This window comes from Chloroflexia bacterium SDU3-3 (assembly GCA_009268125.1).
Classification (GTDB): Bacteria; Chloroflexota; Chloroflexia; order Chloroflexales; family Roseiflexaceae; genus SDU3-3.
Genome location: WBOU01000006.1, coordinates 78,240 through 99,944, shown reverse-complemented (window position 1 = coordinate 99,944; position 21,705 = coordinate 78,240). Strand labels below are relative to the sequence as shown.

Annotated in this window: 15 protein-coding genes; 10 read left to right on the top strand and 5 right to left on the bottom strand. The window is 64.4% G+C overall.

What is annotated here, in order from left to right; translation table 11 throughout:
- Positions 1–9: 9 nt before the first annotated feature.
- The 3 genes from F8S13_11590 to F8S13_11580 form a co-directional block, all read right to left on the bottom strand.
- The gene (locus tag F8S13_11590; protein KAB8142889.1) at positions 10–717 is read right to left on the bottom strand and encodes a hypothetical protein; all 708 of its coding nucleotides are present in this window, start codon (positions 715–717) and stop codon (positions 10–12) included.
- A gap of 4 nt (positions 718–721) precedes the next feature.
- Positions 722–2,629, bottom strand: coding sequence for a hypothetical protein (locus F8S13_11585; GenBank protein ID KAB8142888.1), 1,908 nt, complete (start codon positions 2,627–2,629; stop codon positions 722–724).
- 665 nt (positions 2,630–3,294) lie between these two features.
- The gene (locus F8S13_11580; GenBank protein KAB8142887.1) at positions 3,295–3,561 is read right to left on the bottom strand and encodes a hypothetical protein; all 267 of its coding nucleotides are present in this window, start codon (positions 3,559–3,561) and stop codon (positions 3,295–3,297) included.
- Between the two features lie 1,083 nt (positions 3,562–4,644).
- Between F8S13_11580 and F8S13_11575 the strand changes: the two genes are divergently transcribed.
- Both F8S13_11575 and F8S13_11570 read left to right on the top strand, forming a co-directional pair.
- Entirely contained in the window at positions 4,645–6,063 is a 1,419-nt protein-coding gene (locus F8S13_11575) for a family 43 glycosylhydrolase (GenBank protein KAB8142886.1), read from the top strand.
- Positions 6,064–6,391: 328 nt separating this feature from the next.
- The gene (locus tag F8S13_11570; protein ID KAB8142885.1) at positions 6,392–7,543 is read left to right on the top strand and encodes an iron-siderophore ABC transporter substrate-binding protein; all 1,152 of its coding nucleotides are present in this window, start codon (positions 6,392–6,394) and stop codon (positions 7,541–7,543) included.
- A gap of 91 nt (positions 7,544–7,634) precedes the next feature.
- Here the strand turns inward: F8S13_11570 and F8S13_11565 are convergent, their stop codons facing one another.
- Both F8S13_11565 and F8S13_11560 read right to left on the bottom strand, forming a co-directional pair.
- Positions 7,635–8,351: a DUF2461 domain-containing protein gene (locus tag F8S13_11565; GenBank protein ID KAB8142884.1), complete on the bottom strand. Its 717-nt coding sequence runs from the start codon at positions 8,349–8,351 to the stop codon at positions 7,635–7,637.
- A gap of 1,791 nt (positions 8,352–10,142) precedes the next feature.
- Positions 10,143–10,466 (bottom strand): SCP2 sterol-binding domain-containing protein, encoded by a 324-nt coding sequence (locus F8S13_11560; protein ID KAB8142883.1) that lies wholly within the window; start codon positions 10,464–10,466, stop codon positions 10,143–10,145.
- 277 nt (positions 10,467–10,743) lie between these two features.
- On the opposite strand from F8S13_11560, the gene F8S13_11555 reads away from it, so the two are divergent.
- The 8 genes from F8S13_11555 to F8S13_11520 all read left to right on the top strand — a co-directional run bounded on the left by F8S13_11555 (position 10,744) and on the right by F8S13_11520 (position 21,701).
- Positions 10,744–11,682 carry a DUF1702 family protein gene (locus tag F8S13_11555; protein ID KAB8142882.1) on the top strand — a complete coding sequence of 313 codons (939 nt, stop codon included), beginning with the start codon at positions 10,744–10,746 and terminating at the stop codon, positions 11,680–11,682.
- Entirely contained in the window at positions 11,679–12,617 is a 939-nt protein-coding gene (locus F8S13_11550) for a DUF1702 family protein (protein ID KAB8142881.1), read from the top strand. The genes F8S13_11555 and F8S13_11550 overlap by 4 nt, the downstream gene beginning before the upstream one ends.
- 27 nt (positions 12,618–12,644) lie before the next feature.
- Positions 12,645–13,325 carry a hypothetical protein gene (locus F8S13_11545; GenBank protein KAB8142880.1) on the top strand — a complete coding sequence of 227 codons (681 nt, stop codon included), beginning with the start codon at positions 12,645–12,647 and terminating at the stop codon, positions 13,323–13,325.
- 36 nt (positions 13,326–13,361) lie between these two features.
- Positions 13,362–15,416, top strand: coding sequence for an FAD-binding protein (locus F8S13_11540; GenBank protein ID KAB8142879.1), 2,055 nt, complete (start codon positions 13,362–13,364; stop codon positions 15,414–15,416).
- Positions 15,417–15,539: 123 nt separating this feature from the next.
- Positions 15,540–17,336, top strand: coding sequence for an FAD-dependent oxidoreductase (locus F8S13_11535; GenBank protein ID KAB8142878.1), 1,797 nt, complete (start codon positions 15,540–15,542; stop codon positions 17,334–17,336).
- 50 nt (positions 17,337–17,386) lie between these two features.
- Positions 17,387–19,066 (top strand): halogenase, encoded by a 1,680-nt coding sequence (locus F8S13_11530; protein KAB8143141.1) that lies wholly within the window; start codon positions 17,387–17,389, stop codon positions 19,064–19,066.
- Entirely contained in the window at positions 19,066–20,802 is a 1,737-nt protein-coding gene (locus F8S13_11525; GenBank protein ID KAB8142877.1) for a halogenase, read from the top strand. Before F8S13_11530 ends, F8S13_11525 begins: the two co-directional genes overlap by 1 nt.
- Before the next feature lie 47 nt (positions 20,803–20,849).
- Positions 20,850–21,701, top strand: a complete 852-nt coding sequence (locus F8S13_11520) for a thioesterase (GenBank protein KAB8143140.1) — start codon at positions 20,850–20,852, stop codon at positions 21,699–21,701.
- The last annotated feature ends 4 nt before the right edge of the window (positions 21,702–21,705 follow it).

Here is a 21,705-nt window from a genome sequence, read left to right as displayed (position 1 = left end):
AACCTCCACTTAGACCGTAACGGCTGCAAGTTGAGCATAAGCACTCTCAAGCAGTCGCTTCACAATCTCCTGCCCCTCAGGCCCAGCCCACACGACGGAATTCACGCCTACAAACTGAAATTCAAACTCAACATCGGCGATAATATAACTATAAAGGTCGCGCTCAGCTCTCACCGCTTCAGCAGCGGTGAGAGCGCCATTCTGTAGGTGAACACCCAATTCAACCACCATGCGTTGGTACACATACTCAATTAGTAATGTCCCAAGCATGCGCTCAACGCCAGCAACATCAAGATCGGCAAGAACATCAAGGCTTGGTAACTCTCTCGCAAGTAAGGTGAGCATTGCAGTATGAGCAATCGACTCATCTAACGTACCGCTTGGTCCAGCGAGCCAGTCAACTAGTTCCTCTAACACAACTCCTGCATCGCGGCCTACAAGGTGCGCAAGGCCTACGCTTGCCAAAGCTTCAGCTAATCCACCTCTGACAAACTGGCTAATGAAAGAACCAAGTCGTTGTATAGCACCTTGTGCTGCTACAGCCGAACTAGCAGCACTATCAGCTCCTCCATGTGCACGAATGTAGGCCGCAATAACCTGAATTGGACTAACTTGTCCACCTGCCGCACCGGCGGTCCGTGCAAAGCGAGTCGCTTGCCGTTTAGCAGATGGCCAGCCACCTCCTGTAGGGGCAGTATAAGATGTTGAGGTACCCATCTCTCTACCTAACCTTCATAAGCTGATTAAGTGTACGCTCTGCGGCGTCGGCAAGCCCCTTTTGCTCCTTCTGGGTTATCCAATAGTGAAGCAGGCTCTGCACTTCATCTGGCATAGGCTCTCTCACAAATATCGATCCTAAAACGCGTACATACGCTGGTGGAAGGCTCCGAGGTGGTATCGCTTTCAGAGTCTGCACAAGTATTGGAATAACCTCTCGGTGGCTCTCTGCTAATTTGCTTACCACCTGCCATATCCGACCATCATCCGCACGAGGATCTCGTTGAAAGTAGCCAAGAAGGGCATCATAGAGCACGCGAAAATCCTCCGGTGCGAGTTCCCCAGCCTCCGTTATAGCATTCGATTGCTGTGCATCACTTTCTGAACGGAGTTGACCCAAAAGCTCCTGTAGTCGCTGACTGAGACGACGTGTGGTAGCCATTGGTGCCAGTACTTTATCTCGCGAAAAGTAAAAATAAGGTTCGAGGAACACGTCGGCAAGAGGTGGCTCAAGTGCCAACCAAGAGGTCAATCGATCTTGAATCCAGTTATCCAGACCTTCAGGCCATTTACCATCTCCTCGCCGAGCAGCAGTTTCAAGATCTCTGAGAGGGAACGCATAACCATCGTTTTCCCGTTGCCATTGAAAAATTTGTTTAAAGCTAGATTCATGAAAGTATTCAAGCACCATCAGTTTAGCAAGTATGGCACCATCAAGATTAATAGCTCGCGCCTGAGCAAGACGTTGGCGGAGAAATAGTGTATTCATAAAACGCTTGATTTGCCGAGGATTTCCCTCAAGCTCTCTACAGAGAATCGGTGCTATTCGTCCGACCAACGTCATGTACCCAGCAAGGTTATCAGGAAACGGCTCAACTTTGGATTTCGCGATGCCATAGTTCATTACTACATCGAGTGCCGTCTTCCGGCGATTTTCATCAGCTAGAGATATAAACTCGGAAGCGCGGTCCGGAGTAAAAAGGTGGCATCCGAGCAAATTGAGGTAAGACTCCGTTTCGGCTGCAGTAAGTGGTGGGATATGAACGGGAATCTGGATAATCTTTTCAAGATAGTCACGCCCAATTTCCTCATTTTGCCCAGGAAGTTCAGGATAACGAGTAGCGATTGCGTGCCGGATAATACGCCTATCCGCACCTATCACAAACACTGTTTTTGGCACAGCGAGGAAAAGACGGATTGCTTCCAGAGTATCAAGGATCGCTGGTGGAAGACAACGGTCGAGATCATCAATAAAAATAATCAGCGCTTCGATGTCCAACTCACTAAGTAGTGCTGCAAAATCGCGGCGAAAGTCGCCGACCCGTTGCTCAATTGGCTCCTCAGACTTTACAGCTTGTGGTTCCTTGCTTAACACGTCTTTGGTAATAGCTTCAGCCTGATTCACGCCTTCCACAGCATCGCTTAATGTCATCGCAGCTAGTTGCACGCCTATAGCAGGATTTCCTTGATTCCAGGAGGCAAGAGCACCAATACCCTTGAGTCCAAAACTTACAAGACGAAACCAATTAACTCGCTGGCGTAGCATGGTAAATAGTTTTTTGATTTTCTCCCTAGCCTGGTCACTAGCCCGCCCAAAGGTTCCGCGCTGCTCTTGCATTCCCGCTTGGAGCGTGTTAAGTACTTCAGCCATAAGTGCAGCCTTCACGTCATCATAGTTCTCATGCTGCCAAGGGCTAAAGTTCACACATAAATAGCGATCCTGTATCGACAAGCGATTATGTGCCATCCGCATCAGGCTAGACTTACCACTACCCCAGTCCCCAAAAACCCCAATAGTGAGCGGCAACAGGGATGGTTGCTCCACCAAATGCAACATCAAATCGACAAGAGGTTCAAAACCTAGAAGATCAATCTCAGTCTCATTGTCATGCCACACAGAGCATACCTCCATAGACTACAAAGCGTTGTCTGTACGATATTCGTCGTAGCATCCTGCTCGTCTTATGCACCAAGGAAACTCAAAAGGATGATTTAAGTAGAGGGTATAGGCATACACTATCCTAGTTTGCCTTCCATGTTTGACTGGGGAAGCCTTATTAGTGGAAGTTCATGCTTACTTTAGCTTGTTCTATTACCTGTGTCAAGCTTTCAAAAGTTGGAGCTAGAGCGTATGCATCCTTGACTAGTAAAAGTAAAAACTAATATATACGATACATACTCCCTTAACTTATTAACCTACAGATCAAACCCTAACGTCAATCGTTCAGCATCCCTTCAAGTATTTACATCTCAGTCAAGGAGGAAGTGCTCGGCCAGTTCTATCAGCAGCGTGGTCTTACTCCCACCCGGTTCGCCCAGGATGAGCAGGAGGTTTTGGTGTTGGTACTGGTCTACACCTTGGTAATCTGCGTATCCTGCGGCAGCAGGACACGCAGGCGCTCTGGCTCTTGCAGCTCTATATTGTAGGGCCGTGCGGTGGCCTTCGCGAGCCGCAGCGTGATCTTAGCCTCATTCCATAGCGCTTTATAGAGCACATCACCGACTTGCTGCTGCGCCTGTCGCAGCATCTTGGTACGGTTAGGGTTGGGCGGAAGGATAGTTAGGGTATGCCCCTTGCTACAATGCGTTCACAACATACGAATACTGCAATGCCTGCTCTTCAACTGTCCAGCCGATAGTCGGCGTTGTGTTAGGGCGAGCATAGCATGAGCATCCTGCACGCTGCCACCCATCTCTCATCACCTCTATGCCCCCGTTTGATCGCATCGGGGTGTGCCAAAGCTTGCCATCACCATCTTCAAGCGCACCCAACTGCCCCATTATGGCCATAGCGAGCGCATCTAGAAATATTATCCTTCCCTCCCTTTGATAATACAGAATCATAGTGCTATTCCTTGAACTAAAAAAGTGTAAAACGTTTTTAAGTTTATCTGATGATATATCTCCAAATAAGAGCAAAAGCTGCAAGATGTATGCTGAATGAGGCTAGTTAAGCATAGACGCTAAGCGGGTTTTGTCGCAATGCAGAGCGTTATTTTAAATGCGTGCATCCAGACAAAATTGCTCATCGTTTGTAGAGATGAAAAGGGCTAAAAGGGTTTACACTAAACACCTTACACTACATGCTGTTTGGCTTTCAGAAGGCATGAATGCAATGTAGAATATTTTCTTGCTGTCGATGTAGAAGAATATATTGAAAAACGCAGCTGCGCACACGACGCCCGCCATGTCCCACCCTGTAGGGGCGGGCTTTATGCCCGCCCACATCGACCCCCGCCGCGATCATCGAAACCCCCGCGCGGATGCCCCCGGCGCGGGGCGATGCGCACGTCGGGGCGGGCACCAGTCCCGCCCCGACGTCGGCGATATGCGCATTGCGATTATCGAAATGCCCGCTCGATGCACCCAATGACATGCCACGGGTGTAGGGGCGGACCTCGTGTCCGCCCGCATCGCCCCCCGCCGCGATCATCGAAACCCCACGCGATGCACGCGGCGCGGCGCGATGATCACCCGCGATGCGCCGCGTGCCGCCGCCATCGCCCCGCATCGAGATGCGAACACGATGGGCGCGATGCGCACGGCGTGGGCGGACACCAGGTCCGCCCCTACGGCGGCGAAACACACGGCAATCATCGTGTGCCCGCCCGATGAACACCATGACGTCGGGGCGGGCTTTATGCCCGCCCACACCGAAAACCATTGCCCGCATCGCCCCCCGCCGCGCCCATCGAAACCCCGCGGATGCCCCCGGCGCGATACGATGCGCACGGCGCGGGCGGGCACGAGACCCGCCCCGACGTCGGCGATGGGCGTGGCAATCATCGCGTGCCCGCCATGCCCCACCCGTAGGGGCGGGCTTTATGCCCGCCCGCATCGAAGAACGCCGAGCGCATCGAGATCGCACCCAGGCCCTGCGCATGTGTGATAATAGGGCGCACACGTCTGATGAAAGGGCCTGGGAGAATGAGCGAGTATCGAACCTTTGGGAACCCCTACCTGCCGTCGTGGGAGTATGTCCCCGATGGCGAGCCGCACGTGTTTGGCGATCGGGTCTATGTCTATGGCTCGCACGATAGATTCAACGGCCATGTGTTCTGCCTGAACGACTATGTCTGCTGGTCGGCCCCGGTCGACGACCTGACGCTCTGGCGCTACGAGGGCGTCAGCTACAAGAAGACCGACGACCCGCTGAACCCCGCAGGGGCCATGTGCCTCTACGCCCCGGATGTGACCCAAGGCCCCGACGGGCGATTCTACCTCTACTATGTGCTCGACAAGGTCTCGATCGTGTCGGTGGCTGTGGCCGACCGCCCGGCTGGCCCCTACACCTTCTACGGCTATGTCCGCCACGCCAGCGGCGAGCTGCTGGGCGAGCGGGCCGGGGATGAGCCGCAGTTCGACCCCGCCGTGCTGACCGAGGGCGAGACCACCTACCTGTACACCGGCTTCTGCTCCGGCGGCGACGAGAGCAGGCACGGCGCGATGGCCTGCGCGCTGGCCGCCGACATGCTGACCGTGACCGAAGGCCCCAGCATCATCGTGCCCAGCAGGCCCTACGGCCAAGGCTCGGGCTTCGAGGGCCACGAGTTCTTCGAGGCGTCGAGCATCCGCAGGCTGCGTGGTCGCTACTACTTTGTGTACTCGTCGGTGGTGATGCACGAGCTGTGCTACGCCACCAGCGACAGGCCCGACCGCGACTTTCGCTACGGCGGGGTGATCGTCAGCAACAACGATCTGCACATCGGCGGCTACAAGCCGGAGGATATGCCCGCCTACTACGGCGGCAACAACCACGGCGGGCTGGTGGAGATCGGCCAGCGCCACTATGTGTTCTACCACCGCCACACCCACGGCACCACCTTCTGCCGCCAGGGCTGCATCGAGCCAGTGGTCATCGCCGACGACGGCAGCATCGCCCAGGTGAGCATCACGTCGCAGGGCATGCTGGGACAGCCGCTGCCGGCCACGGGCGAGTACCCCGCCTTTATCGCCTGCAACCTGTTCTGCCGCACGCCCTCGCTCTACACTGCGCAGGCGGCCTGGCCGGACAACCGCTTCCCGCTGATCACGCAGGATGGCCGGGACGACGACCGCGAGCCGGGCTATGTGGCCAACATGATGGATGGTGCGGTGGCGGGGTTCAAGTATTTCGCGTGCGCGGGTGTGCGGCAGATCCACATTCGGGTGCGCGGCTACTGCCGGGGCAGCTTCGAGGTCGCGACCGCGTGGGATGGGCCGACGCTGGGCAGCATCGCGGTCGACTTCACCAATGTGTGGACCGACTACTGCGGCGATGTGCAGATCCCCGATGGGGTGCACGCGCTGTACTTCCGCTACCAGGGCGAGGGCCGCGCCAGTCTGGCGTCGTTCCGGTTCGCCTGACCCAGCGCACCTGCTGGTTGCCGACATGCGGTGTGGGGCGGGCATATAGCCCGCCCCATCGCCATGGTGCGCCGCGTCCCCATGCGCCCAGGTTGAAAAGGCGCACGCCGCAGGCCCGCTGGCCAAGCCCGCCCAGCGGCGGCAGCATATGCGCGATAACGATAGTAATAACTTGACAAATAGCCGTTATTACTATACTCTAATGCGGATTTTCGCAGGATAACATCAGCTATCGTTGTACGGGCCGCCACCGTCAGCGCCTCTGCGCCTCTGCGCGCGAGGTGCGGCGAAGCTATGCCCTTTGCAGTCCGCTGAAAGGAACGCCCCAATGAGACGCCAAGCATCAATGCTTCTGCTGCTGGCCACGCTGCTGGCAGCCTGTGGCGGCCAGCAGGCGGCCCAGCCCACCGCCGCGCCTGCGGCCACCGCCGCGCCCGCCACCCAGGCCGCCGCTACAGCTGAGGCCACCGCCGCGCCCGAGGCCGCCGCTACATCCGAGGCCGCGCCCGAGGCCTCCGCTGAGGCCACGACTGCCGCCGATGCCCCGACCTGCAAGGCGGGCGAGCGCCTGTTCAGCCACAAGCTGCTGGAGACCGCGCCGCTCTGCATCCCCGAGAACCCCCAGCGCATCGTGGCCCTGGACATCGCCTCGGTCGAGCTGCTGCTGATGCTGGGGAAGACCCCGGTGCTCACCGCCGACTGGCTGCTGCAGGAGATGCCCCTGCTGCTGCCGCAGTACGCCGAGAAGCTGGGCACCATCGACAACCGCGTGGGCTACCCCGCCGAGCTGGAGAAGGTGGCGCTGGTCAAGCCCGACCTGATCCTGACCACCAGCGATGCGATCGACGTGAAGCTGGCCAGCGCCATCGCGCCCGTGGTGGTGGCCAAGGCCGATGTGTACAACGACTGGAAGCTGGGCACCGAGTTCTGGGCCGAGGCCCTGAACCAGAAGGCCTACTACGGCGAGATGCTGGCCAACTACGAGGCCCGCGTGGCCGAGCTGCGCGCGGCGCTGGGCAAGCCCGAGGACATCAAGGTCTCGGTGATGTCGGTGACCAGCGAGGTGCAGTCGCTGTGGATGCCCGACACGCCGCCCGGCACCATCCTGTCGGATGTGGGGCTGTCGCGCCCCGAGGCGCAGTCGCTGGTGGGCGACGAGGCCAAGGCCCGCTACAACGCGTCGCAGTACATCTCGATCTCGAAGGAGCGGCTTGACCTGGCCGACGGCGACGCGATCTTCTACTTCACCTACGCCTCGACCGACCCGGCCACCGCCGCGAAGGAGGGCGACTTCGTCAAGTCGTTCCAGCAGGACCCGATCTGGCTGAAGCTGGGCGCGGTGAAGAATAATAAGGCGTTCTTCGTGCCCGGCTACTGGTGGCGCTCGCAGTCGTACCTGCTGGCCAATCTGGTGCTCGATGACCTGTTCACCAATCTGGCGGGCAGCAAGGCGACCACGCCGGTGCTGGCTGGTCGCTAGGCAGCGCCTGGCCCGCTCACGCCGCAGGCCCCTCCCCCACACTGCGGGGGAGGGGCCTGTTTTTGCTGCCGCGATGGGGGGACGGCGCGGCCTAGCACGCCGCGTGCGCGAACAGCGCCCCCTTCAGCCAGGTGCAGATCGGGGCCATGTTTTGGAAGTGCTGGTAGCACATGTCGGCCAGATCTGGCGTGCCCATGGCGCTGGCCGGGATCTTGGGCGAGAAGCTGTACAGCCCGTCGTAGCGCAGCAGGTCGGCGTGGGCGTAGCTGGCATCGTAGCCCGCCGGGATGCGCTTGAGGTGCCTGCCATCCACGCGGTAGCCGCCAGCGCGCTCGACCGCGCCGATGGCCTGGGCCAGGGCCGCGCCGGTCGGCCCATCGAGGACGGCGCTGCGGTAGGCGCTCAGCAGCTCGGGCGAGAACTTGTGCAGCCCGGCGATTAGCTCGATGCCCTCGGCGTCGATCTGGAAGCCGAAGGCCGGGCTCTCCATCTTCTTCAGCCGGCCCTCGCGAAACAGCCCGCTCAGCCGGGTCTTGTAGGGCGACTTGTCGGCGCTGAAGCGAGTGTCGCGGTGGATGCGCATGAGCACGCCCCGGCCATCGGTGCGCGTGTCGTAGCCGATCTCGTCGGAGAAAGCCTGCAGCCGGGTGCCGAGCGCGACGATGAACGACTGGGCTGGCGCGAGCAGCTCCTGCTCGTAGGTGGCCCTGTGGGCCTCGAACCACTCGCGGCTGTTGTTCTCGGCCAGCTCGCCGAGGAAATCGAGGCCCGCCTGCGGGAAGCCGGAGAACGGCGGGATCGGGTCCATGGGCAACCTCCACTTCACCACGAAGACACCAAGGGGACCAATTTACCACGAAGACGCGAAGACACGAAGGGAAGAAAAGAACCGATTCACCACCAAGGCTCCAAGGCACCAAGGGAACCGATTTACCACGAAGACACGAAGGGAAGAAAAGAACCGATTTACCACCAAGGCTCCAAGGCACCAAGGGAAGGGAAGATCATGAGCATGGTCGGAGCCAGCCCTACCCACCTGGCCCATGCGGCGAAGGTGTCGCTCGTGTTTTGATGGCCATATGCACGAACGTTAGCCTCCAGGAAACGGCATCGGAACGCCTCAAATTGGGGGTTTCGAAGGGGGTTACACCCCCTCGTGGGGTTCCTAGGGGCTAGCCCCTAGGCGCTGCCCGCGCAGGGCATCCCCCCACCGAACAAGAACACCCGCCATCGCTGATGAGAAGCAAGAAGGTGACACCATAGGTGAGTGTGCGTAGCCTGTGATATCACCCGCGCAGGGCATCCCCCCACCGAACAAGAACACCTGCCATCGCTGATGGCGCACCCGTGCCGAGTGCCGAGGCCTCGCTTCTCACCGCCCGCGCAGGGCATGCACCACCGCCGTGGACGAAGGCGCACCAGCCCAGGGCCGACCGGGCCACGCACCACGCATGGCCGCCGGTCGGCCCTGCGCGCATGGCTAGTTCGCCTCCACACCGGTGGCGCGGCTGACCACATTGTAGAGCTTCTGGTCAAGGCTCTGGGCCGCCGCCAGCAGCTCGGGGTGCTCATCCAGCACGATCAGCGACGACGGCAGGTTGTAGATGATCGTCGAGCCATCGTCGCCGTCGTTCTGGAACAGCAGCAGCTCCACGGGCGTGAACAGGCTGGCGGTGATGTCGTGGCGCATCATGGTGATCGCGATAAACGGGTTGCCCATCACCCAGCGCATCACCTTGCGGTGGATGCCGAAGGCTGGCAGCCAGATGCTCTGGTCGAACTCGAAGAACAGCATGAAGTCGTGCTCGCCCAGCTGGGACTTGAAGACCTGCTCGAAGTTGGCGGGCGTGACCTCTTTCTGCACCAGCTTCTCGAAGTCCTTGGGCACCACCGTGTTGCCCTTCTCGGCGGCCTTGAGAAAGTTCTTGGTCTCGACCAGCTCGCGCAGGTTCTGCAGCACCTCGGCGTAGGGGCGGCTGCTGACGAACTGCATGCGCTTGCCCTGGAAGGCGCGCACCGAGAAGGGCGAGAGCAGATCGACCTCGGCGGCGGGCGATGGGGCGGCCAGGGCGGCGGCGGTGGCTGCGCCATCGCCCGCCTCGGGGAAGCCCAGCGGCGCGCTGTCCCAGTACTCCTCCTTGGGCAGCGAGGCGGCGGCGGCGGGCAGGATGGCGTCGCGCAGCAGCGCCACCACCTGGAAGGGCCGCAGGTAGCTGCGCAGCTCGTGGATGAGGCCATCCTCGCCCTCGTAGACCACCATGGTGCCCTGGATCTCGTTGCCCTGGACATTGCCCCGCCACATCAGGGCGGTGATGCGCTGGCCGTCGGTGAGCTGCATGGCGTACTTGGGGTAGCCCACCAGCCGGAAAGCCTCGGCCAGAAAGTGGATCACCATCTGCTTGCCGCTCACATTTTTGATCAGGAATGGGCTGTGGAGGATCACATCGGGCGCGAACAGCGCCGCCATCTCCGCCGACTTGACTCCGGCCTCGCCGCTCTCGCTGTAGAGCGCAAATGGGTGTGTCACCGTCATCGTTTTTCTCCTGGCATGTATGGGCTGCGGTTGCTTGGGCCTACCGATGGGCGGTCTGCGCGCCAGCTAGAAACTGACCGGGAAGAACTCGGGCACCTTGAGCGCCAGCGACATGTCGCCGTTGACCTTGAGCTTGCCGGTCATAAAGGCCCGCATCGAGTCGAGCTTGCCCTCGGCGATCGCCAGCCAGTCCTTGGCGGTGACGGTGAAGGTGGCGTCGGGCTGCTCGACCCCGCCCGCGATCACCTTGCCCACGCCATCGGCGATCTGGAACGCCCACACGCCCGCATCCTCGCCGATGATATTCCACTGAAGCGTCTTGTTCAGCCCGACCGCCGCCGCCGCGTTGAACTTCTCGGGCAGCATCTCGAAGAGCTCGTCGATTTTCATGCCTGGTCGCTCCTTTTGGTAGAGGTACACGATCTGGGAGTGCGCTATAAGCTGTGAGTTTGGCTCAGAGTACGAGTATAGTGATTGTCCCCCGGATGTATATCCTCAGAACTGAGGACTTCGCCGTACATCATTATTTTTCTCAATCTCCTATAAATGTGGGATAGGCAGATGTATTTTCTTGGCTATACTGTGCACATCGCTTGAGTGTTCCCAATAGTCCTACCACCCCTAGCCAGGGCCTATCTGTCTCGCCATCGGCGTGACAAGGAGCGACATGGTGCGTCTTTCGCTTTCCCAGCAGCTCCGCCGATCGATTCTTGGCGCGCTGCCCCAGAGGACCGGCGCAGAGAACCAGGTGTTCGCCACGGTGATGCTTGGGTTTCGGATGACGCTGGAGGACAGCCGGTTTGAGCGCATAGTGGAGCGGCTGGAGGGCGTGGATGTCGACTTCCGCGGCTTCGCCTACGAGGGCGCGGGGGTGGCGCTGACGGTGCTTGACACGCTCGGCCCGTGGAAGCGGCGCTTTCCGGCGTTCACCCGCTTCATCCAGGATGCCTACCTCATCCCTACCTACATCGGCGCGGGCCTGGCGCTGGGGCGGATGCGCAGCCGCGCGGTCGAGCCGTTTCTGCTGCGGCAGGAGCACCCGGCCTTCCGCTGGATGGTGATGGATGGCTACGGCTTCTACCGGGGCTTCTACTCGCCGCGCCCTACCATCGATCTGCAGCGGGTGCCGGGGGGGCTTTCGGCCTATGGCCTGCGGGTGTTCGACCAGGGCCTGGGCCGGGGGGTGTGGTTTGCGCGGGGCGAGGATGTGGCGCGGGTGGCCAGCACGATCGCGGGCTTCCCTGCGGCGCGGCAGGCCGACCTGTGGAGCGGCGCGGGGTTCGCCTGCGCCTACGCCGGGCGGGCCATAGCGCCCGAGGCGCTGGCGCGGCTGCGCGAGCTGGCGGGCGAGCACCGCGCGCAGCTGGCGCTGGCCAGCGCGCTGGCGGCCAAGCGGCGGCTGGGCCTGGGCCACATCACCGCGCACACCGACCGGGCCTGCCTGGCCTTCTGCGGGCTGCCCGCCGAGCAGGCCGCGGGCCTGGCGAACGCGGCCCTGGCCGAGCTGCCGCCCGAGACCAGCGCGCCGCTGCACGGCGTGTGGCGCGAGCGGATCGCCGTGCTGCTGGCGGCCAGCGCCCCGCAGCGCGAGGAGGTGCTGCTGTGACGACTTCACTGCTCCGCTGGGTGTGCAGGCCGGTCGCGGGCCTGGTGCCGAAGATCAGCGACCCCGACAAGAAGCCCATGGCCATGGTGATGGATGGCCTGCGCGCGACGCTGGAGGACAGCCGCCCCGAGGTGCTGGAGGCCCGGCTGGGCGCGATCGACACCGAGTGGCGCGGCTTCGCGTACGAGGGCGTGGGCCTGGGCCTGGCGGTGTTCGATGTGCTGCGCCCGCGCGGCGGCAGCCTGCCCGCCTACGTGGCCGCGCTGCCCGACACCTACGCCATCTCGGCCTACATCGGCGCTGGCATGGCGCTGGCCATGCTGCGCAGCCGCAGGCCCGAGGCCTTCCTGGCCCGGCAGGATCAGCTGGTTTTCCGCTGGATGATCATGAATGGCTACGGTTTCTTCCGTGGGTTCTTTGCCCAACGACGCTTTATCGAGCAGCAGGCGGTGGTCGACGGACTCTCGGCCTATGGCCAGCGGATGTTTGACCAGGGCCTGGGCCGCGCGATCTGGTTTGCGCGGCGGGGCGATATAGCGCAGATCATCGCGACCGTGGCGGGCTTCCCCGCCGCGCGCCTGCCCGACCTGTGGAACGGCGTGGGCTTCACCTGCGCCTACGCGGGCGGCACGGCGGGGGCGCAGGGCTGCGAGCAGCTGTGGGCGGCGGCGGGGCCGCAGCGCGCGCAGCTGGCGGTGGCGGGCGCGCTGGCCGCGCAGCGGCGGCTCGGCTCGGGCTACCTGCCGCCCTCCACCGAGCTGGCCTGCCAGGTGTTCTGCGGGATGCCCGCCCAGGATGCCGCCCAGGTGGCACAGGCCGCGCTGGCCGACCTTCCCGACGATCGCCTGGCCCCGCAGCACCGCAGCTGGCGCGAGCGGATCGAGGCCGCCTTCGCGCCGCGCATCGACGAGCTGGGCCACGCCCGCGCCGCATAGTTTCCCTCACACGAAAGGAGCCATTCTATGAAAACGCTGCTGGTGCACTTTCTGCCCAACACGCGCTCGCTCACCCGCAGGCTGGTTGATGCGTTCCGCGAGGCGATCGGCGACGCCGAGCTGGAGGAGCTGGACCTCTGCCAGGATGTGCCCGATCTGCTCTCGCCAGCGGCGATCGCAGCCTACTACGCCCGCCTCGACGGCGAGACCCCGCGCGACGTGCCGGTGGCGGCGCTGGCCAATATGGACCGCATGACGGCGCAGCTGAAGTCCAGCGACATCGTCGTGGTGGCCTTCCCGATGTACAACTTCTCGATGCCCGCCACCGTCAAGGCCTGGTTCGACTCGGTGATGCTGCAGGGCGACACCTTCGAGCGCCACCCGCGCGGCGGCTACCGCGGCCTGCTGACCGACAAGAAGGGCCTGGCGATCGTGGCCGCATCCGGCACCTACAGCACCGGCACCGACGGGTCGTTTGGCATGTTCGGGCCAGACTGGGAGCACGCGGTGTCGCTGGCCAAGACCGAGTTCCGCTTCATGGGCTTCGCCGACATCCGCGGCGTGCTGGCGGAGAGCACCGCGCGGCCCGGCGAGGTGCGCGAGAACAGCCTGAACAAGGGCGTGGCCGAGATCCGCGCGATCGTCGAGGAGTGGTACGGCGGCGCGGTCGAGCGCACGGCCCCGGCGGATGTGGCGGCAGTCGGCTAGCGCGGGCGATACTGAAGAAAGGCGGCGTCACGCTCTATGGCCACACTATCACCTGCGCGAGCGCATGAGCGGGCCGAGCGCATCGCTGGCTGGCTCTCGGCGGGCGAGTTCGCGGTGCTGGAGGCGATCTGCGACACTCTGCTGCCCGCGCTTGAGCCGCCCGCGGGCAGCCCCGAGGCGACCAGGGCCTACTTCCGGCGCAGCGCGCGCGATCTGGATGTCGCCCGGGCGCTGGCCGAGAAGCTGGCGCGCGAGAGCGCCGAGACCCACGCCAGCCTGCGACTGTTCCTGAAGCTGTTCACCGCCGCGCCGGTGGGGCTGGCGCTCGCTGGCAGCCCGCAGGCGTTCATGGCCATGCCGCAGGCCCGGCGCGAGCGCTTTCTGCTGGCGCTGGCCAACAGCCCGCTGCCGCCGTTCCGCCAGGGCTACCAGGGCATCAAGCGGCTGGCGGGCATGATCTACTACTCGGCGCTCGATGCGCAGGGGGTAAACCCCGCCTGGGCGGTGCTGGGCTACGATGCGCCGCCCGCGCCGCCCGCCGCGCCCAGGCCGATCGAGCCGCTGGTCATCCGCGCCGACACCGTGCTGGAGGCCGACGCCGTGGTGATCGGGTCGGGCGCGGGCGGCGGCGTGGTGGCGGGCGAGCTAGCGCGGGCGGGCAAGCGCGTGATCGTGCTGGAGAAGGGCGGCTACAGCCACGAGGGCAGCTTCAGCTGGCACGAGTCGCAGGCCATGCCCGAGATGTTCCTGCGGCGCGGCGCGCTGAGCACCAGCGATCTGGGCCTGATTATGATGGCGGGCAGCACGCTGGGCGGCGGCACAGTGGTGAACTGGATGACCTCGTTCCGCACGCCCGATGACATTCTGGCCGAGTGGGATGCGCTGGCGGGCCTGCGGGGCGGCTTCACTGGCCCCGACCTGCAGCAGAGCTTCGCCGCAGTCGAGCGGCGGCTCAGCATCAACACCGCCAACAGCCAGCACAACCGCCAGAATCAGCACCTGGCCGACGGCGCGGCGGCGCTGGGCTACCACGTGGGTGTGGTGCCGCGCAACGCGATGGGCTGCGAGCAGCGCTGCGGCAGCTGCGCCTTCGGCTGCCGACACGGCTGCAGCCAGTCGACGCTGAAGACCTACCTGCAGGACGCCTACGACCACGGCGCGCGGCTGGTCATCCGCTGCAGCGCCGAGCAGGTGCAGATCGAGCAGGGCCGCGCGGTGGGCGTGCGGGCCACCGCCCGCGACCCGCAGACCGGCCAGGAGCACCAGCTGCACATCCGCGCGGGCACGGTGGTGGTGGCCGCAGGCGCGCTGCAGTCGCCCGGGCTGCTGCAGCGCTCGGGGCTGGAGAACCCGCACATCGGGCGGCACCTGCACCTGCACCCCACCGCGATCAGCGTGGGCGTGTACGCCGAGCGGGTGAACGCCTGGCAGGGCGTGCTGCAGTCGGCCTACTCCGACCAGTTCACGCACCTGGATGGAACCTACGGCTACAAGCTGGAGATCGCGCCCACCCACCCCGGCCTGTTCGGCATGGCCACACCGTGGTACTCGGCCCAGAACTACCGCGAGGAGATGGCCCGCGCCGCGCATCTGGCCTCGATCCTCATCCTCACCCGCGACCGGGGCGAGGGCCGCGTGCGGCTGGATCGGGCGGGCGACCCGGTGATCGACTACGCCGTCTCGGCCTACGACCGCAGGCACATCCTGCACGGCCTGCGCCAAGGCTCCGCGATCCACCTGGCCGCCGGTGCTCAGCGGGTGATCTCGTTGCAGAACCGCCCGACCACGCTGTGGCGCTCGGCAGACGGCACGGTCTCCCAGGAGGCGCGGCGGGCCTTCGACCGCCAGATCGCGCGCCACGGCCTTGGCCCCAACCAGATCATCATGTTCTCGGCGCACCAGATGGGCACATGCCGCATGGGCGGCGACCCGCGCACCTCGGTGGTGGATGGCGCGCAGCAGGTGCATGGCGTGCGGGGGCTGTATGTCTGCGACAGCAGCGTGTTCCCCAGCGCGGTGGGCGTCAACCCGATGCTCTCGATCATGGGCCTGGCGCACCGGGCCAGCCAGCAGATCAAGCAGCAGATCTGAGCGGGCGCGGCGGCCTGGTCGGGGAGCTTCGATTGGATGGTCAATAGCGATAGAGCGACAGAGCGAAAGCTCAGCCCTTCTCGGTCTTCACGCTTCAGGTGATGGAAAAAAGGATGGCGCTTGATGAGTGATCTCAGGGATCGTATTGCCGCGCTCTCGCCAGAGCAACGGGCGCAGCTGCTGACGCAGCTGCAGGGGAAGAAGGCACCGTCGGACAGCCTGCCGGGCACGTATGATGTGGCGATTCTGGGCGGCGGGATCGCCGGGCTGACGCTGGCGCTGCAGCTCAAGCTGCAGCGGCCCTCGATCCGGGTGGCGCTGATCGAGAAGCAGCGCCACCCGGTGCCCGAGGCCGCCCACAAGGTGGGCGAGTCCACGGTGGAGATCGCGGCGCACTACCTGCGCGACATTCTGGGCTTCGACGAGCACCTGCAGTCGCAGCAGCTGCGCAAGTTCGGGCTGCGCATGTTCTTCAGCGCCGAGGACAACCGCGACATCGCGCGGCGGGTGGAGCTTGGCTCGACGGTGTTCCCGCCGCTGCACACCTACCAGGTCGACCGTGGCCGCCTCGAAAACGCCCTGGGCGAGCGGATCGCCGCCGAGCAGGGCATCGACTTCCTGCACGGCTTCAAGGTGAAGCAGATCGCGCTGCGGCCCGAGAGCGAGACCCACCTGCTGAAGATTGCCGACGAGGCCGAGCAGGAGCAGGAGATCGAGGCGCGCTGGGTGGTGGACAGCACGGGCCGCAGCTCGCTGCTGAAGCGCCAGCTGGGCCTGGGCAAGAAAGTGCGGCACCACGCCAACTCGGCATGGTTCCGGATCGCGCACCCGCTGGACATCAAGCAGTGGACCGACGACCCGGCCTGGCAGGCCCGCGTGAGCATGGGCGACCGCTCGCTGAGCACCAACCACCTGATGGGCAATGGCTACTGGGTCTGGATCATCCGCCTGGCCTCTGGCTCGACCAGCATCGGCATCGTGGCCGACGCCGAGATGCACCCGTTCGAGGGCTTCAACCGCTTCGACCGCGCGCTGGAGTGGCTGCGCGAGCGCGAGCCGCAGCTGGCCGCCATCCTCGATCAGCAGCGCGAGCAGCTGCAGGACTTCCGGGTGATGAAGGACTACTCGTACAGCTGCGAGCAGGCCTATTCCGCCGACCGCTGGTGCCTGACCGGCGAGGCCGGGGTGGCGCTCGACCCGCTGTACTCGCCGGGCAGCGACCTGATCGCCATCAGCAACGGCCTGGTCTGCGACCTTGTCACCCGCGCGCTGCGCGGCGAGGATGTGCAGGCCCGCGCGATGGTGCACGACAAGCTGTTTCTGAACCTGGCCAACCTGTGGCTGGGCATCTACGAGCAGCAGTACACGCTGATGGACAACCCCCAGATCATGATCACCAAGATCATCTGGGACACCGCATTCTACTGGGGCGTCTTCGGCCTGCTGTACTTCCACGACGCCTTCCGCAGCATCGCCGACAACCCTGGTGTGGCCACCAGCCTCGCGCGGATCTCGACGCTGAGCAACCGGGTGCAGGCCTTCTTCCGCGAGTGGCACGCCATCGACCAGCCCGAGATCACCGACGCCTTTGTCGATCTCTACGGCCCGCTGGAGTTTATGGCCAAGCTGCACACCGGCATGGCGGCGGGCCTGGCCCCCGCCCAGCTGGACGCGCAGTTCGCCGAGAATGTCCGCTTCTTCGAGCGCCTGGCGGGCCAGATCATCAGCATGGTGATCGAGGAGACCGCCGACCACCCCGAGCAGGCCGGCGCGATGGCCCAGATCCAGCGCTGGCAGACCGACCCGTATGTGGCCGAGCTCATCGCCCGCTACCGGCGCGAGAGCCGAGCGCACCCGATCAACAGCAGCTGGATCGCCCTGAAGTATCAGCTTCGCGAGCGACAGGAGGTTCTCCAATGACCGATCACCACGAGGGGGCCGATAGGCAGGATGCGTCGATGACCTATGATGTGGCGATTCTGGGCGGCGGGATCGCCGGGCTGACGCTGGCGCTGCAGCTCAAGCAGCAGCGGCCAGCCATCACGATCGCGGTGATCGAGAAGCAGCCGCACCCGGTGCCCGAGGCCGCCCACAAGGTCGGCGAGTCGAGCGTGGAGGTGCAGGCCTACTATCTGCGCGATGTGCTGGGCCTCCAAGATCACCTGGAGAGCCAGCAGCTGCGCAAGTTCGGGCTGCGCATGTTCTTCAGCACCGCCGACAACCGCGACATCGCCCGCCGCGTGGAGTACGGCCAGATCGAGCCGGCCCCGCTGCCATCCTACCAGCTGGACCGTGGCCGCCTAGAGAACGCGATCGGCGAGCAGATCGTGGGCCTGGGCGTCAGCTTCTTGGCTGGACATAAGGTGCAGGAGATCGCGCTGCGGCCCGAGCAGGCGACGCACTTGGTGCGGATCGCCGACGAGAGCGGCCACGAGCAGCAGATCGCGGCGCGCTGGGTGGTGGATGGCAGCGGGCGCAGCTCGCTGCTGAAGCGCCAGCTGGGCCTGGCCAAGAAGGTCGAGCACCACGCCAACTCGGTCTGGTTCCGCGTCGGCCACCGGATCGACCTCAACGACTGGTCGGACGACCAGGCCTGGAAGGACCGCATCTGCAGCGGCGAGCGCTCGCTGAGCACCAACCACCTGATGGGCCACGGCTACTGGGTCTGGATGATCCCGCTGGCCTCTGGCTCGACCAGCATCGGGATTGTGGCGGATGCCGACATCCACGACTTCAGCGCCATGAACCGCTTCGACCGCGCGCTGGAGTGGCTGCACGCCCACGAGCCGCAGTGCGCCGAGGCCGTCGAGCAGCACCGCGAGCAGCTGCAGGACTTCCGAGTGATGAAGGACTACTCCTACAGCTGCCAGCAGGTCTACTCCACCGACCGCTGGTGCCTGATCGGCGAGGCGGCGGTGTCGATCGACCCGCTGTACTCCTCGGGCGGCGACCTGATCGCGATCGGCAACGGCCTGGTCTGCGACCTGATCAACCGCAGCCTGGATGGTGAGGAGATCGAGGATCGGCTCTCCATCCACAACCAGCTGTACCTCATCCTGGCCGAGGTCTGGCTCTCGGCCTACCAGCACCAGTACCCGCTGATGGGCAACGCCCAGGTGATGGTGGCCAAGGTGGTCTGGGACACGATCATCTACTGGGCCTTCCCCGGCCTGCTGTACTTCCACGACACGCTGCGCAAGCTCTCGGATCGCCCCGGCGTGTTCAGCGACATCTACCGCTGCTGGAAGCTGCACACCCGCGTGCAGGTGTTTTTCCGCGAGTGGCACGCCATCGACCAGCAGCCCGCCACCGACACCTTCGCCGACCCCTACTCGCTACTGGAGTTCCTGGTCGATCTGCACACCGGCATGGCCGCAGGGCTTCCCGACGACGAGCTAGAGCTGCAGTTTGCGAAAAACACCCGCCTGCTGGAGCAGCTGGCCGGGCAGCTGGTGAGCGTGGTGAGCGAGCGGGTGTCCGAGCTGCCGCCGACCGAGGCCATCCAGCAGCAGGTGGCGAGCTGGCAGGCCGAGCCGCTGCTGGCCGAGCTGGTGGCGATCTACCGCGAGCAGGACAAGCTCAACCCGATCGACAGCAACTGGATCACGCTGGGCCAGTCGCGCAGCATGCCGCACGAGGAGGTTGTCTAATGACCGACCATCACGAGGGCCAGCGCGCCCAGGCGGCACCTGCGGCCTACGATGTGGCGATTCTGGGCGGCGGCATCGCGGCGCTCACGCTGGCGCTGCAGATCCGCCAGCACAACTCGGCGGCCAGCATCGCGGTGATCGAGCGGCAGCCGCACCCGGTGCCCGAGGCCGCCCACAAGGTGGGCGAGTCGACGGTGGAGATCGCGGCGCACTACCTGCGCGATGTGCTGGGCCTGGGCGAGCACCTAGAGAGCCAGCAGCTGCGCAAGTTCGGGCTGCGCATGTTCTTCAGCCTGGGCGACAACCGCGACATCACGCGGCGGGTGGAGCTGGGCCACGCGCGGCTGCCCCCGGCGGGCGTGGGCACCTACCAGCTCGACCGGGGCCGCCTGGAGAACATGCTGGGCGCCGAGCTGCCGCGCCGAGGCATCAGCTTCCTGCACGGGGCCAAGGTGCAGCAGGTGGAGCTGCGGCCCGAGCAGGAGACCCACCTGCTGCGCATCGCTGACGAGGCGGGCCAGGAGCAGCAGGTCGCGGCGCGCTGGCTGCTGGATGGCAGCGGGCGCAGCTCGTTCCTGAAGCGCCAGCTGGGCCTGGCCAAGAAGGTCGACCACCACGCCAACTCGGCATGGTTCCGGCTGGGCCACCCGATCGATGTCAACGACTGGTCGGACGACCCGGCATGGCACGCCCGCATCCGCGAGGGCCGCCGTCAGCTGAGCACCAACCACCTGATGGGCGACGGCTACTGGGTCTGGATCATCCCGCTGGCCTCTGGCTCCACCAGCATCGGCATCGTGGCCGACGCCGAGATGCACCCGTTCGAGGGCTTCAACCGCTTCGACCGCGCACTGGAGTGGCTGTACGCCCACGAGCCGCAGTTTGCCGAGATCATCGAGCGCCACCGCGAGCAGCTGCAGGATTTCCGGGTGATGAAGGACTACTCCTACAGCTGCGAGCAGCTCTACTCGACCGACCGCTGGTGCCTGATCGGCGAGGCGGCGGTGGCGCTCGACCCGCTGTACTCGCCCGGCGGCGACCTGATGGCGATCAGCAACGGCCTGGTGTGCGACATCGTCACCCGCGCGCTTAGGGGCGAGGATGTCGAGGATCCGGTCGCCATCCACAACAAGCTCATGCTCATGATGTCGGAGTCGTGGCTGAGCACCTACTATCGCCAGTACCCGCTGATGGGCAACGCGCAGATCATGGTGGCCAAGGTGATCTGGGATACGGCGGTGTACTGGGCGATCCCGGGCCTGCTGTACTTCCACGACCAGTACGTGTCGCTGGGCGACCGCCCCGACATGGTGCTGAAGCTGTTCCACTTCTCGCAGCTGAGCGAGCACGTGCAGAAGTTCTTCCGCGACTGGCACCTGATCGCCCAGGGCGACGCCTCCGACATCTTCATCAGCTACTACGACTTCGACTTTATGGCCCGCCTGCACATCGGCATGACCGCCAAGCTGCCGCAGGAGGAGCTGCGGGCGCAGTTCGCCAAGAACGTGCGCTTCCTAGAGCAGCTGGCCGGGCAGCTGGTGAGCACGGTGATCGCGCGCTACGAGGAGCAGCCCATGGCCGAGCCGGTGCGCGAGCAGATCCGGCGCTGGAAAGAGGATGCGGCGCTGCTCGATCTGGTGGCGATCTACCAGGCCGACGAGCTGACCAACCCGACCCAGAGCGGCTGGATCACCCTGGGCCAGTCCTACGAGCAGCAACAGGAGATCGCAGGATGAAAGATGTTGCCGAGCGAATTGCGGCGCTGGACCCGGCCAAGCAGGCCATGCTGCTGCAGCGGCTCCGGCAGTCGAGCGGACAGGCACCGGTGCTCACCGCCGCCGCCGAGGCCGAGCCTAGCCCCTGGGTGGTGCGCTACCGGCCCAACCCCGGCGCGCGCATGCGGCTGTTCTGCTTCTCCTACGCGGGCGGCGGCGCGTCGGTGTTCCGCACCTGGCCCGAGGCGCTGCCGCCGGATGTGGAGCTGTGCGCCATCCAGCTGCCGGGCCGCGAGAGCCGGATCGGCCAGCCCGCCTTCACGCGCATCGGCCCGCTGCTGGCTGCGGTCGCGGCGGCGATCGAGCCGTACCTCGATAGGCCGTTCGCGTTCTATGGCCACAGCATGGGCGCGCTGGTGAGCTTCGAGCTGGCCCGCCAGCTGCGCAGGGCCAGCGGCAGGCTGCCGCTGCAGCTGTACCTGGCCGCCTACCGCGCGCCGCACCTGCCGAACCCGAACTTCAAGATCTACCACCTGCCGTCTGAGGTGTTCAAGGTGGTGCTGCGGGCCGAGGGCACCGCCGAGATGATCCTGCAGAACGAGGAGCTGATGAAGGTGATGCTGCCGACCCTGCGGGCCGACTTCGAGCTGTGCGACACCTACGAGCACCGCACCGAGCCGCCGCTGGAGTGCCCGCTGGCGATCTTCGGCGGGCTGGACGACGTGCGGATCAGCACCGCCGACCTGGAGGAGTGGCCGCGCCACGCCGGGGCGGGCTGCTCGCTGACCATGCTGCCAGGCGGGCACTTCTTCCTGCACAGCGCCCAGGCCCAGCTGTGCGGCGCGATCGCCGACAGCCTGCAGCAGCACCTGGATGCGCTGGGCCTGCGCGAGCGGGCGGCTGGGTCGCCGTCGCGCTAGCTGG

What these genes read in the sequence shown, in the direction of transcription:
- F8S13_11570 (KAB8142885.1), top strand. Translation starts at nt 6,392, where the DNA reads ATGAGACGCCAAGCATCAATGCTTCTGCTGCTGGCCACGCTGCTGGCA.
- F8S13_11525 (KAB8142877.1), top strand. Translation starts at nt 19,066, where the DNA reads ATGACCGACCATCACGAGGGCCAGCGCGCCCAGGCGGCACCTGCGGCC.
- F8S13_11555 (KAB8142882.1), top strand. Translation starts at nt 10,744, where the DNA reads ATGGTGCGTCTTTCGCTTTCCCAGCAGCTCCGCCGATCGATTCTTGGC.
- F8S13_11580 (KAB8142887.1), bottom strand. Translation starts at nt 3,561, where the DNA reads ATGATTCTGTATTATCAAAGGGAGGGAAGGATAATATTTCTAGATGCG.
- F8S13_11565 (KAB8142884.1), bottom strand. Translation starts at nt 8,351, where the DNA reads ATGGACCCGATCCCGCCGTTCTCCGGCTTCCCGCAGGCGGGCCTCGAT.
- F8S13_11560 (KAB8142883.1), bottom strand. Translation starts at nt 10,466, where the DNA reads ATGAAAATCGACGAGCTCTTCGAGATGCTGCCCGAGAAGTTCAACGCG.
- F8S13_11520 (KAB8143140.1), top strand. Translation starts at nt 20,850, where the DNA reads ATGCTGCTGCAGCGGCTCCGGCAGTCGAGCGGACAGGCACCGGTGCTC.
- F8S13_11590 (KAB8142889.1), bottom strand. Translation starts at nt 717, where the DNA reads ATGGGTACCTCAACATCTTATACTGCCCCTACAGGAGGTGGCTGGCCA.
- F8S13_11575 (KAB8142886.1), top strand. Translation starts at nt 4,645, where the DNA reads ATGAGCGAGTATCGAACCTTTGGGAACCCCTACCTGCCGTCGTGGGAG.
- F8S13_11585 (KAB8142888.1), bottom strand. Translation starts at nt 2,629, where the DNA reads ATGGAGGTATGCTCTGTGTGGCATGACAATGAGACTGAGATTGATCTT.
- F8S13_11545 (KAB8142880.1), top strand. Translation starts at nt 12,645, where the DNA reads ATGAAAACGCTGCTGGTGCACTTTCTGCCCAACACGCGCTCGCTCACC.
- F8S13_11535 (KAB8142878.1), top strand. Translation starts at nt 15,540, where the DNA reads ATGAGTGATCTCAGGGATCGTATTGCCGCGCTCTCGCCAGAGCAACGG.
- F8S13_11540 (KAB8142879.1), top strand. Translation starts at nt 13,362, where the DNA reads ATGGCCACACTATCACCTGCGCGAGCGCATGAGCGGGCCGAGCGCATC.